This is a genomic window from Sandaracinaceae bacterium, assembly GCA_016706685.1.
Taxonomy (GTDB): Bacteria; Myxococcota_A; Polyangia; order Polyangiales; family Houyiibacteriaceae; genus JADJJE01.
The window spans coordinates 17000-29621 of sequence record JADJJE010000019.1 but is presented as its reverse complement, the minus strand read 5'-3'; the positions used below and the strand labels follow the sequence as shown (position 1 = coordinate 29621).

The 12622-nt window shown below is 69.0% G+C and carries 10 protein-coding genes; 4 read left to right on the top strand and 6 right to left on the bottom strand.

All coding sequences use genetic code 11. The features are described from left to right. Positions 1-21: 21 nt before the first annotated feature. Entirely contained in the window at positions 22-501 is a 480-nt protein-coding gene (locus IPI43_22575; protein MBK7776881.1) for a Csp1 family four helix bundle copper storage protein, read from the top strand. A 90-nt stretch (positions 502-591) separates the two neighbouring features. On the opposite strand, the gene IPI43_22570 is transcribed toward IPI43_22575, so the two are convergent. The 4 genes from IPI43_22570 to IPI43_22555 form a co-directional block, all read right to left on the bottom strand. Beyond that, a complete protein-coding gene (locus tag IPI43_22570; GenBank protein ID MBK7776880.1) occupies positions 592-1572 on the bottom strand; it encodes a malate dehydrogenase in 981 nt (326 codons plus the stop codon). Between the two features lie 157 nt (positions 1573-1729). Beyond that, complete coding sequence (gdhA, locus tag IPI43_22565; GenBank protein ID MBK7776879.1) at positions 1730-3076, bottom strand: NADP-specific glutamate dehydrogenase; 1347 nt, start codon at positions 3074-3076, stop codon at positions 1730-1732. 39 nt (positions 3077-3115) lie between these two features. Next, positions 3116-4033 carry a hypothetical protein gene (locus IPI43_22560; protein ID MBK7776878.1) on the bottom strand — a complete coding sequence of 306 codons (918 nt, stop codon included), beginning with the start codon at positions 4031-4033 and terminating at the stop codon, positions 3116-3118. Positions 4034-4305: 272 nt separating this feature from the next. Next, entirely contained in the window at positions 4306-5757 is a 1452-nt protein-coding gene (locus tag IPI43_22555; GenBank protein ID MBK7776877.1) for a patatin-like phospholipase family protein, read from the bottom strand. Positions 5758-5903: 146 nt separating this feature from the next. Here IPI43_22555 and IPI43_22550 point away from each other — a divergent pair, with 146 nt between their 5' ends. Further along, positions 5904-6956 carry a c-type cytochrome gene (locus IPI43_22550; GenBank protein ID MBK7776876.1) on the top strand — a complete coding sequence of 351 codons (1053 nt, stop codon included), beginning with the start codon at positions 5904-5906 and terminating at the stop codon, positions 6954-6956. A gap of 21 nt (positions 6957-6977) precedes the next feature. Here the strand turns inward: IPI43_22550 and IPI43_22545 are convergent, their stop codons facing one another. Next, the gene (locus tag IPI43_22545) at positions 6978-8291 is read right to left on the bottom strand and encodes a putative metal-binding motif-containing protein (protein ID MBK7776875.1); all 1314 of its coding nucleotides are present in this window, start codon (positions 8289-8291) and stop codon (positions 6978-6980) included. 3 nt (positions 8292-8294) lie between these two features. Beyond that, positions 8295-9212, bottom strand: a complete 918-nt coding sequence (locus IPI43_22540; protein ID MBK7776874.1) for a PEGA domain-containing protein — start codon at positions 9210-9212, stop codon at positions 8295-8297. 270 nt (positions 9213-9482) lie between these two features. Here IPI43_22540 and leuB point away from each other — a divergent pair, with 270 nt between their 5' ends. Both leuB and IPI43_22530 read left to right on the top strand, forming a co-directional pair. Then, a complete protein-coding gene (leuB, locus tag IPI43_22535) occupies positions 9483-10562 on the top strand; it encodes a 3-isopropylmalate dehydrogenase (GenBank protein MBK7776873.1) in 1080 nt (359 codons plus the stop codon). Positions 10563-10603: 41 nt separating this feature from the next. Next, complete coding sequence (locus IPI43_22530; protein ID MBK7776872.1) at positions 10604-12337, top strand: NAD-dependent malic enzyme; 1734 nt, start codon at positions 10604-10606, stop codon at positions 12335-12337. Positions 12338-12622: the final 285 nt, after the last annotated feature.

The following is a 12622-nucleotide window of genomic DNA, read 5'->3' as shown; positions in this document are numbered from 1 at the left end:
CGGAGTGGTAGTCTCCCCGCCATGAATCGACGCGAGATGCTGAGAGTGGGTGTGGGGACCGCGGTCGCCCACGGTGTGGTCACGGTGCTGGGCTGCGCAGCGCAGACCGGTGGAGCGCAGGGCGAGGGGCACGCGGGTGGCGAGGGCACGCCGCTCGCTGCCCCCACGGACGCCATGCAGGCGTTCGCGCGCGCGGCGTCGGACTGCGTGGCCGCTGGCGAGGCGTGCCTCAGCCACTGCCTGCGCTCCCTGCAGTCCGGCGACACCATGATGGCGGACTGCTCGCGCAGGGTGCACGCCATGCTGGCCATCTGCCGCGCCGTGCCAGCCCTGGCCACCTCCTCGTCGGAGCACCTCGGGCGCTTGGCGGCCATCTGCCGAGACACCTGCCAAGAGTGCCACGACGCGTGCGCCCCGCACGCCAGCCATCACGCCGAGTGCCGTGCGTGCATGGAGGCCTGCGCCGTCACCATCCGCCACGCGGCGGCGTTCGCGGCTTGAACCAAGGGCTAGAAACGAACATCCGCCCGCGAGCGTGAGCCCGGGGCGGATGAGTCGTCATGAGGCCGCGAGCGCGAGCCCGCGGGCGCCTCAGAACAGGTGCTTGACCGCGTCGGCCTCCTCCTGGAGCTCCTTCGCGGTGGCGTCCATGCGGGCGCGGCTGAACTCGTTGATCTCGATGCCCTGGACGATGCTGTACTTGCCGTCCTTGCAGGTGCACGGGAAGCCGTAGATCAAGCCCTCGGGGATGCCGTAGCTGCCGTCGGACGGGACGGCCATGGAGACCGTGTCGCCGGGCGCCGTGCCGTGCCACCAGTCGCGGATGTGGTCGATGGCCGCGTTGGCCGCCGACGCCGCGCTCGACAGGCCGCGCGCCTTGATGATGGCGGCACCGCGCTGCTGCACCTCGGGGATGAAGGTGCCCTCGACCCACGCCTGGTCGTTGATCAGGCTGGAGACGCTCTTGCCGCCGACCTTGGCGCTGTAGACGTCGGGGTACTGGGTGGCCGAGTGGTTGCCCCAGATGGTCATGTTCTTCACGTCGCTGACGGGCACGCCCAGCTTGGCCGAGATGCCGGACATGGCGCGGTTCTGGTCGAGACGCACCATCGCGGTGAAGTTCTCGCGCTTCATGTCGGGCGCGTTGTTCATGGCGATGAACGCGTTGGTGTTGGCCGGGTTGCCCACCACCAGCACCTTGCAGTCGCGGTCGGCCACGGCGTTGAGCGCCTTGCCCTGACCGATGAAGATGCCGCCGTTCTTCTCGAGGAGGTCCTTGCGCTCCATGCCGGGACCGCGCGGCATGGCGCCCACCAGCAGAGCCACCTGCGTGCCCGCGAAGCCCTTCATGGCGTCATCGCTGGCTTCCATGCCGGCGAGCGTCGGGAAGGCGCAGTCGGCGAGCTCCATCATCACGCCCTCGACGGCCTTCATGGAAGGCGTGATGTCGATGAGCTGCAGGATGACGGGCTGGTCTTTGCCGAGCATCTCGCCGGCCGCGATCCGGAACAAGAGTCCGTAGCAAATCTGACCGGCCGCGCCGGTGACGGCGACCTTCACGGGCTTCTTCATGTGTCTCGTAGCTCCTGCGCAGCGCGGGAAGTGGCTGCGTCGATACGGGGATTGCGCGTTGCGAGCGCTCGCCTGCCGCCCTCGCGGCGTCAAGCGGGCCAGAAGGTAGCAGGGGAGCCGCCGGCTTGCACCTCGGCCCCACTCGGCGCGAGGGCGCTCAGATGACGCCGAAGGCCAGCATGGCGTTGGCCACCTTGTGGAACCCGGCGATGTTGGCGCCGGCCACGTAGTCGCCGGGGTGCCCGTAGGTGTCCGCGGTCTGATGCGCCTCGCTGTGGATGTGCCGCATGATCTCGCGCAGCCGCACCTCGGTGCGCTCGAAGGTCCAGTGGTCGCGGCTGGCGTTCTGCTGCATCTCGAGCGCCGAGGTGGCCACCCCGCCCGCGTTGGCCGCCTTGCCGGGCCCGAACGCGACACCGGCCTCGCGCAGCAGGGCCACGGCGTCCGGTGTGGTGGGCATGTTGGCGCCCTCCACCACGTAGCGGCAGCCGCCCGCCACGAGCGCCTGCGCGCCCTCGCGGTCGAGCTCGTTCTGGGTGGCGCAGGGCAAGGCCACGTCGCACGGGATGCGCCAGAGGCTGGCCCCCGCCGTGTAGCGCGCCTCGGGGTGGACCTCGGCATAGGCCGAGATGCGCCCGCGCTCGACCTCTTTGATGCGCTTGAGCGTCACCAGGTTGATGCCGCGCTCGTCGTGGATGATGCCGCCCGAGTCCGAGCAGGCCACCACGCGCGCGCCCTCGGCGTGCAGCTTCTCGATGGCGTAGATGGCCACGTTGCCGGAGCCGGAGACCACGCACTTGCGGCCGTCGAGCTGCTCGCCGCGCACCCGCAGCATCTCCTCGAGGAAGAACACCGCGCCATAGCCGGTGGCCTCGCGCCGCATGAGGGCGCCCCCCCAGCCCGGAGCCTTGCCGGTGAACACCCCCGACTCGTAGCGGTTGGTCAAGCGTTTGTACTGCCCGAACAGGAAGCCAATCTCGCGCGCGCCAACGCCGATGTCACCCGCGGGCACGTCGGTGTGCTCGCCCAGGTGGCGCGCTAGCTCCACCATGAAGCTCTGGCAGAAGCGCATGACCTCGTTGTCGGACTTGCCCTTCGGGTCGAAGTCCGAGCCGCCCTTCCCGCCCCCGATGCCGAGCCCCGTGAGCGCGTTCTTGAAGATCTGCTCGAAGCCCAGGAACTTGATGGTGCCGAGCGTGACCGACGGGTGGAAGCGCAGGCCGCCCTTGTAGGGCCCGAGCGCGCTGTTGAAGCCCACGCGGAAGCCGCGGTGCACCTGCACCTGGTTGCGGTCGTCCTGCCAAGGCACGCGGAAGATGAGCTGGCGCTCGGGCTCGCAGAGGCGCTCGAGGATGCGCGCGTCCACGTACTCGGGGTGCCGCAGAAGCACGTCCGGCAGCGTCTCGAGCACCTCGTGGACCGCTTGGTGGAATTCCGGCTCGCCGGCGTTGCGCGCGACGACGCGCGCGAAGATGCCCTGAATGAGGGCTTGGGTATCGACCATGGACTTCCTGGGGGGACTGGGGGGATGAAGGACGTTGGCTCAGGGGCAGGTGTCTTCGAGGCTGCTGCCGCTGACGCTGGGGTCGCCGGACGCGAGCACGAAGATACCCGGGTACCCATCGGTCTCGAAGCCGAGGCTGTCGTTGTTGCACAGCAGCGAGTCGTTGATGTTCAGGTTCCCGGTGCGGTTGTTGCTCACGAAGAAGATGCCACCACCGCCCTCGTTGGCCACGTTGTCGGTCACCTCGGTGCCGCACAGGCGGAGCGTGAACTCGTTTCCGTCGTTGGCGATGGCGCCGCCGTTGCCGCCGCCGGGGGTGCCGTCGCGCCGCGGGTTCGCCCCATTGCCGGTGGCCTCGTTATAGCTGAACACGGAGTTGAGCACCGTGAACGACACGCCGATGCTGCCCAGCGCGCCGCCGTTGGAGCAGCGGTTGCCCAGCTCTGGCGCCCCGCCGAAGGTGCTGTTCACGATGAAGATGGGGTCGTCGTTGCTCTGGTCGTAGGCGCGGATGGCGCCGCCCGCGTTGTCCTGCCCCACCTCGTCGCACACGTTGTTGAAGAAGCGCGCGTTCACCACGCGCAGGCGCCCGCCGCGCACGAAGATGGCGCCACCGCCGTCCGGGTCCTCACCGCTGGCGTTGCCGTCCACGAACGTGATGTTCTGGATGCTGAGGCGCGGGTGGTCCTGATCGTTGCAGTGCGAGGTGGTCCACACCTGCGCCTGGTCGCAGGTGTTCATGTACAGGATGCGGTGGTTGCCCGCGCCGCTCAGCGTGACCAGCCCGCCGCCGTCGATCACGATCTCGGGGCCGGTGTCGTTCACCACCTTGGCCGTCTCCTCGAGCGTGATGGTGACCGGGTCGGGGCCGCAGTCGAACGTGATGACGCCGCCTGCAGCGACGGCCGCTACGAACGCAGCGGAGTTGCAGCTCTCGGGGGTGCCCGTGCCCACCACGGTGCGGGGCGCGCTCACGTCCATGGGGCGCCCGTCCTCGGGAACCGAGCACGTGCCGTCGGGGTTGCCTGCGGGCGGGCCAGACGCCGGGTTCGTGAGCGGGTTCGGGAACGTGCCGGACCCGCCCCCACACGCCAAGACCGTGACGGGCAAGAGGGCCGCGAAGCCCCACACAGACCATGGGCGAGCAGGCTGAGACATGCCCAGAAGGTAGCCGAATCCCGCGCGAGAGGGCACGCCCTTCCGACCGCACACGCCCCACGTGGCGTGCTTCAGCCCTCTTCGTAGCGCACCCGCTCCATGTGCTTCTGGATGCGCGTCACCTCGCCGGACATCTGCGCACGCCCCCAGGCCACGGCCTGGTCCATCTGCTTCGCGTTGGGCAGCAGCGTGACGGGCGACAGCGTGGGCTTGAACGCCACGCGGCGGTGCATGTAGCGCTTGTTCAGGGCCACCTGCATCTCGAGCACGCGCTCGCCGAGGTTCATCCACGCGTGCCCCAGGCTCATCTGCGGGGAGAGGCAGTCGAACGCGAGGTAGTAGCAGTTGCGCGTGCCGATCTTGCCCGCGTGCACCTGGCGCCAGGCCGTGCGCGCGGGGACGTTGTTGGCCACGCCGCCGTCCACCATGGCGTCGATCTCTTCGCGCTCCATGAGCGCCGACGCGATGGAGTGCATGCTGGGCGCGTCGCGCGCGATGTCGTAGTGCAGGATGCCGGGGATGGCGGCCGAGAAGCCCGCCGCGTCGATGGCGTCGAAGTCCGCGGTCAGCGCGTCGCCCCCGATGACGATCTCCTTCACCACGCGCGGGTTCACGAAGGACCACATGCGCACCATCTGGGTGGCCAAGCGCGCGCGCAGCTCGAGGCGTCCGGGGCGCCTGTCCTGCGGCAAGTGGTGCGAGATGGCGTAGGCCTCGGGCGACTCTTCGAGCGCGCCGCGGCGCACCCCTCCGACCACCGCCTCGAAGGGGATCTGGAGGTCCGACAGACGCATGGGGCTGCCGTCCGGGTTCCGGAAGCCGTCTTGCAGCCCGTGGTGCAGGTACAACCGGAAGATGCCCGGCAGGCCGTAGCGCGCCCGCATGGAGATGAAGCGGAAGACCTCGTCGCGGCGCAGCTGCTTGGCGCGCTCGAGGTGCGCGGCGTAGTCGCCCTCGCGCTCTTTTGCGCGGAAGAGGCCAAGCACCGCTCCGATGGACGAACCGATGATGTAGCCGGGGATCAGGCGGGCGTGCTGCATGACCTCCCAGGCGCCGATGTACACGTAGCCCGCGCCACCCCCGCCGCCAGCGATGCTGACGAGCGTCTTGATGCCCACCTCGTCGTCCAGCTCCTGCGCCGAAAAGTCGTTGGCGTGCGCGTCCAGCACGGCGCGGCGCGTGGCCCCCACCCGGTGCGCGATGGTCTCGTAGGCGCGGTTGGTCTCGCGCAGGCGCTTCTCGGAGTCACGCGTGTGCAAGAGCGGGCGGCTCAGCACGCCCACCACCATGCGGCGGTAGTCGTCGAGCGCGGGGATCTGCACGGGCACGTCACGCCGCTGCGTGCGCCCACCTTTGGCCGCGGCGCCTGGCTGGAAGCGGTGCAGGCCAGCGAACGACACGGCGTAACGCAGCTCGTGTTCTCGGCGCCGGGAGATGGTGCCGGGGTGCTCGAACAGCGCGTCCACCAGCTTGGACTCCATGCGCTGGAGGGTGAGGAGGGTCTCGACGTCGGCGGAGCTCATGGGGGGGTACCCGGACCCTAGCAGACACACCTCGATAACGTGAAAGACGTGACCAACGCCCCGCGAGCGAGGCGCCCGAAGTCGCAGAAGGCAATGGGCTGGACCGCGTGCTCGGTGTACCCTCGCCCCCTCGAAAAGGAGCCATCGTGAAGCGCGTACTCAAGATTCTGGGAGCCACGTTGCTGGTGCTGATGCTCGCCGCCGGCGGGTTCTACGGGTGGGCCACCATCACCACCCAGGCCACCCTCACGCAGACGTTCACCGCCCACGACGTGGACATCCCCGTGCCCTTCCCGCTCAGCGAGGCCGAGCTCGAGGCGCTGCGAGAGACTCGCCGGCGTGAACTCGCAGCGGCCAACGTGGCCGTGGACGGCGTGGTCGCGGGGGACGGGACACCGCCCGACCTGCTGGCCGGCGTGGACATCGACGCGCTGGCGCTCGAGAACGCCATCGCCCGCGGGCAGCACCTGGTGAACGCGCGCTACGCGTGCTCCGAGTGCCACGGCCGCGATCTGAGCGGCGGCGTGATGGTGGACGACCCCGCCATGGGGACCCTCTTGGGCCCCAACCTCACCGGCGGCGCGGGCAGCCGCACCCGCGACTACAGCGTGCGCGACTGGGACCACATCGTGCGTCACGGCATCCTGCCCGGCGGTCGCCCCGCCGCCATGCCGTCGGAGGACTTCGTGCGCATGTCCGACCGCGAGCTCTCGGACATCATCGCCTTCGTTCGCGCGCAGCCCGCCGTCGACAACGAGGTGCCGGGTCCCACGCTGGGGCCCATCGGCACCATCCTGATCGCGCTGGGCAAGCTCCCGCTCTCGGCCGCCAACATCGAGGACCACCAGGCGCCGCACGCCGTGGAGCCGCCCACCACGGAGCCCACCGCCGAGTTCGGCGCGCACTTGGTGGCCGTGTGCACCGGCTGCCACCGGGCAGACCTCTCGGGAGGACCCATCCCCGCAGGCCCGCCCGACTGGCTCCCCGCCGCCAACCTCACGCCCCACGCCGACGGCCTCGCAGGCTGGACCTATGCCGACTTCGAGGCCGCCATGCGCCGCGGAGTGCGCCCCGACGGCAGCGCGCTGCGCCCGCCCATGGTGCAGATGCAGCGCTACGCCGAGGCCATGACCGAAGTCGAGATGCAGGCGCTCTGGGCCTACCTCTCGTCGGTCGAAGCGCGCCCGACGGGGCACTGAGTCGCGCGGGGCGCAGGCCCGTCAGCGGCAGGACACCGTCGCGCTCTGATTCTGCCGCTGGCAGCTCAGCACCCCCGAGCGGCACGTGCTCAGCTGGGCCTGTGAGCCACACGCCGGCGTGCTCCCCGCCGCCCAGTAGCTGTCACCTCGGCAGCCAAGACCCAGCAACGCTGAGCACGCGTTGCTGGCGTTGACCGCGAGCGGATAGAAACGCTCCTCCACCGTGTTGCAGTCGTAGTCGAAGTCGCTGGCCAGCGGCTGCCCGGGGATGGCGGTCTCGGCGAACCCCGCCCCGGGCACCACCACGGCGAGGTCGTCACGGCAGTCTTGTGCTCCTGCGGTGGGCGTGCGCGTGGTCCAGCCTCCGCCCGAGCAACCCTGCGGGCCGTGGGAGGGGGGTATGCACGTCAGGGTGGGCGTGCTGCCCAGCGCTGCGTACCCATCGCCGTCGCAGTCCGGATAGTAGTTGATGGGCTGGGTTCCATCGCCGCCCACGCAGTCGTTGTCCACACCGTCGGCGCAGATCTCGGCGGCTCCCGGGAACGTGGTGGCCGCAGAGTCGTCGCAGTCGTTCCCGCCACACGTGGGCGAGAAGAAGCCGTCGCCGTCGCGGTCGAACGAGCTCGAGTCGTTGCGGCAACCGTCGATGGGGTCGCACGTGTCCACCGTGCACGCTTCCTCGTCATCGCAGTCGGGGGCCGCAGCCGGGACGCAGCGGTGCGTGGCGAGGTCGCACGTCTCGCTCCCATCGCACACGTCCATGTCCATGGCGCGGCAGTCTCCGTCTTCAGAACAAGTGAACGTGCAGTCGTTCTCGCAGCCGTCACCCGCCACCAGGTTGTCGTCGTCGCAGTCTTCGCCCTGGTCGATGATCATGTTGCCGCACAAGAGCGATGCGCAGCTGCCGCCGCGGCAGGCGAGTTCCGTCCCGCAGACCTCGCCGTCGGCCAGCGCGGAGCCGGCGACGCAGGCGCCACTCACGCAGCTCTCGGTCCCGTTGCAAGGCTGCGTATCGTCGCACTCGGCGTCCAGGGCGCACGATGGCGTACAGTCGAAGGGCTCGCAGCCGTCCCCGCTCACCGTGTTGGCGTCGTCGCAGGCCTCGCCACGGCGCGCGTCCACGAACCCATCGCCGCAGAACGAGGAGGTGCAGGCGTCGGAGACGCAGATGAACTCACCGCTGACGCCCAGTGGCTCACACGGGGTGCCGTCGTCGTCATCCACGCACAGCGGCCCTGCGCCGTCTTGGTCGAAGCGCGCGTCGATCAAGACACTGCAGCCAGCGACGAGCGAGAGCAGCCACAGGCTCAGCCCAGAGAGGAGGAGTACACGCATGGCTCAGAACGCCCCTTCCACGGTGAAGGCCACGCCGTCGCGCCCCACGCCGAAGCCGACCTGCGCGGCGGGTGCCTCGCTCGGCGCGTCCCCCTCGCTACGCATGTAGCGAATGAGCCCCACGACGCCCAGAACGATGCCATTTTTTTTTTTTTTTTTTCTTTTTCCTCCTTTTTCCCTTTTTTTTTCCCCCCTTTTTTGTTCCCCCCCCCCTTTGCCCCCCCCGCCCGCCGCCATCATGCCGTCCGCCGCGTAGCCCACGCGTCGCAGTCGGTCCGCGCGCCGGGAGGTCTCGAGCGTTCCGTCGGCCTGACCGAACGCCACCCCTCCACTGACCGCGCCCGCCGCGAGCAGCCCACCGCCGCTCACCCAGAGCCCGCGCGTGATGCCATCCGCCTGGTGAGCGCGCGCCACGGGCCGCTCCTCCATGCGCACCGTCACCGACGTGGCTCGCCCAGCCACGGCGTCCACCGTGGCGTGGAACGGGAGGAAGCCGTCGCGCACGACCACCACCTGATGGGGCCCGGGCATGACGCTGAGCGAGCGCGTCGCGCCCTGCTGCTCCATGGGCGCACCATCCAACAGCACGTCGGCGTTGGCGGGCACCTCGGTCAGCACGATGAACGTGTCCGCGATGCGGGCCTCGAGCGCCTCCACGCGCGTCTGAGCGGGCGCTCGGCTGGGGTGCGTGACGGGCACGGCCGCGACGAAGCGCTGCAAGTAGTCCAGCTCTTGTACGGGCAGGCCGAGGCCGCGGTAAGCCTGGGCGATGTTGTAGAGGAGGTCGGCTCGGCCGCTTGCTTCGTGCGCGGAGACCCAAGCATCCCGTGCGTCTCCATAGCGGCCAGCGCTGTAGGCCTCACGACCCTGCTCGAAGAGGAGCCGGGCGTCCTCCTCTTGCGCCGCAGCGGGCTGCGGCAATGCGATAAATGAAATGATTACAGCGACCAAGGCGGCAACGAACCACCTGGCTACCATCCCCCGAGGCACAGTGTGCCCGGATATTTCGCACCACATTGATCTGGATCGTACCACCTTTTGGAGACGGTCACAAGTCCCATGCGCTGCTAGGACGCATGCGTTGCGTATCCGCGCACACAGTACGTCGTATCGCCCGAACCGGCGCCACCAGTACAGTCGCCCTCCTTCGCGATGGCTGCTATCACTCGCGACCTCCCGCAATACGGAATCATGCAAGCCAAGATCACAACCCTCCCCGGCGACGGCATCGGCCCCGAGATCGTCAGCGCAACCCGCCTGGTGCTCGACACCGTGGCATCCACGTTCAACCACCAGTTCACGTACCGCGAGGCACTGCTGGGGGGCATCGCCATCGATCAGACGGGCAACTCGTTCCCGCCCGACACGATCGAGGCGTGCAAGTCGGCGGACGCCATCCTGCTGGGCGCCGTGGGCGGCCCGAAGTGGGACGACCCCAACGCGGCGGACCGCCCCGAGCGCGGCCTGTTGGCCATGCGCAAGGAGCTGGGTCTCTTCGCGAACATCCGCCCGGTGAAGATCTTCCGCGGCCTCGAGGACGCCTCGCCGCTCAAGCCCGAGCGCCTGGCCAACGTGGACCTCGTCTTCGTGCGCGAGCTCACGGGCGGCATCTACTTCGGTCAGCCCAAGGGCAAGGACATGGTCGACGGTGAGCGCCGTGGCTTCGACACCATGGTGTACCGCGAGAGCGAGATTCGCCGCATCGTGGAGCTGGCCATGCAGATCGCGCGCAAGCGCGCTCGCAAGCACGTCACCAGCATCGACAAGGCCAACGTGCTCGCCACCATGCAGGTGTGGCGGCAGGTGGCCTCCGAGGTGGGCGCCGAGAACCCGGACATCACCCTGGTGCACCAGCTGGTGGACTCCGCCGCCATGCGTCTCGTCACCAACCCGAGCGAGTTCGACGTGATCGTGGCGGGGAACATGTTCGGCGACATCCTCAGCGACGAGGGCGCGGTGCTCACGGGTTCGCTGGGCCTGCTGCCGAGCGCCTCCTTGGGCAGCACCAAGCTCGGCGTCTACGAGCCCATCCACGGCTCGGCGCCGGACATCGCGGGCAAGGGCATCGCCAACCCGCTGGGCACCATCCTGAGCGCGGCCATGCTGCTGCGTCACAGCCTTGACCTGGACGTGGAGGCCCTGGCCATCGAGGCCGCCGTGCAGCAAGCGCTGGACGACGGGCTGCGGACCGGCGACCTTGGCGGCGGCGCGAAGTCCCTCGGCACCACCGCCATGGGCGAGGCCATCTGCGCCCGCATCCAGAAGAACTGACGCTCGGCTTCTCCTCGGCCCCTTAGAAAGACTGCACTCGAATGGCACGCAAGCGCATCAGCCCGCTCTTTGACCTCAAGAAGGACGACCAGGGACGCAACTACATGGAGGTGTACCAGGACGGTATCGCCCTCCTGCGTCTCGTGCTCTGCAACAAGGGCACGGCGTTCAGCCACGAAGAGCGGGTCGCGCTGCGGCTCGACGGCCTCCTGCCTCCGCAGGTGAACACCATCGAGCAGCAGGTCGCGCGTGTCTACAAGGGCTACCAGCAGATCGCGGACGACATCGAGAAGTACCAGTACCTGCGGTCGCTGCAGGAGCGGCAAGAGATCCTCTTCTACAAGCTGCTGGAGCAACACCTCGAGGAGATGCTGCCCATCGTCTACACGCCCACCGTGGGCTTGGCCGTGCAGCAGTTCAGCGCGCTCTACCAGAACCCGCGCGGCATCTCGCTCTCGCCGCTCAACATCGACCGCGCCATCCCGGCGCTCAACTGCTACCCGATGGAGGACGTGCGCATGATCGTGGCCACGGACGCGTCGGCCATCCTGGGCATCGGCGACCAGGGCTACGGCGGCCTCGCCATCCCCATCGGCAAGTTGGCGCTCTACACGGTGGGCGGCGGCGTGAGCCCGTTCCACACCATGCCGGTGTGCCTCGACGTGGGCACCGAGCGGCTCGACCTGATCAACGACCCGGACTACCTGGGCGTGCGTCAGAAGCGCCTGCGCGGCGAGGAGTACATCAAGTTCTTCGACCAGTTCGTGGAGGCGGTGAAGTCGCGCTGGCCGAACGCGGTCATCCAGTGGGAGGACCTGAGCAAGGACTCGGCCTTCATGGTGCTGGAGCGCTACCGTGACGTGGTGCCCTCGTTCAACGACGACATCCAGGGCACGGGCGCCGTGGCGCTGGCCGGCGTGCTGAGCGCGTGCAGCTTGAAGAAGGAGTCCATCGCGGACCAGACGGTGGTCATCCACGGGGCTGGCGCGGGCGGCGTGGGCGTGGCCTGGGCCATCCGGCGCGGCCTCGAGCGCGCGGGTCTCACGCCCGAGCAGGCCAAGAAGCGCGTGCTGGTGCTGGACAGCGGCGGGCTGCTCGTGAAGGGCCGCTCCCGCATGGAGGAGTACAAGCACGACTACGCGCAGGACCCGGCCGACATCGCGGGCTGGAAGTTCACGGGCGAGGCCCCGGAGCTGCTCGAGACCATCCGCGAGTCGAGGGCCACCGTGCTGCTGGGTCTGTCCGGTCGCCCCAAGGCGTTCGACGAGGCCATCATCCGCGCCATGGCCGCCAACCACGCGCGCCCGGTGATCTTCCCGCTCAGCAACCCCACCAGCTCCTGCGAGGCCGAGCCGGTCGACATCTTCCACTGGTCCGAAGGTCGCTCCATCGTGGCCACTGGCAGCCCGTTCGAGCCCGTCGCCATGGACGGCGTCACGCACCCCATCGGGCAGGGCAACAACGCCTTCATCTTCCCGGGCCTGGGCTTCGGCGCCATCTTGAGCGACGCCAAGAGCATCACCGACAACATGGTGATGGCGGCCTCCGAGGCGCTGGCCAAGTACACCATCGGTCGCTACGTCGAGGGCGGCCTGATCTACCCGCCGGTCAGCGACCTGCGCCAGACCTCGCTCATCGTGGCCGAGGCCGTCATCCGGCAGGCCATCGCCGACGGCGTGGCCATGCGCACGGACATCCCCGATGACGTGAAGGGCTTCGTGCAGGAGCGGTCCTGGAAGGCCGAGTACCAGCCGTTCGTGCGCGGCGCTCGCTGAGGCGCGCGAACCGCTGGCGGGACTCTTCGCAAGCTCTGGCCTGTATGAATCGGGCTTGATTCAATGGAGATTGGCACCCCGGACTGAAGTCCGGGGCAGCATCCCTGGCATGGACTAACTGCGGAAGTCCGCCCCCTACCGGGCGCGGACTGTGTGGTTCAAAGCTGAATGTGTCTCGAACTCAGCACCATCCATCGCTTGGACCTCCACACTTCTCCTGCGCAAAACGGCCCAGTCCGGGCCCGCTAGGGGCTGGACTTCCGCTCCTGACAGGGCCTGGGATGC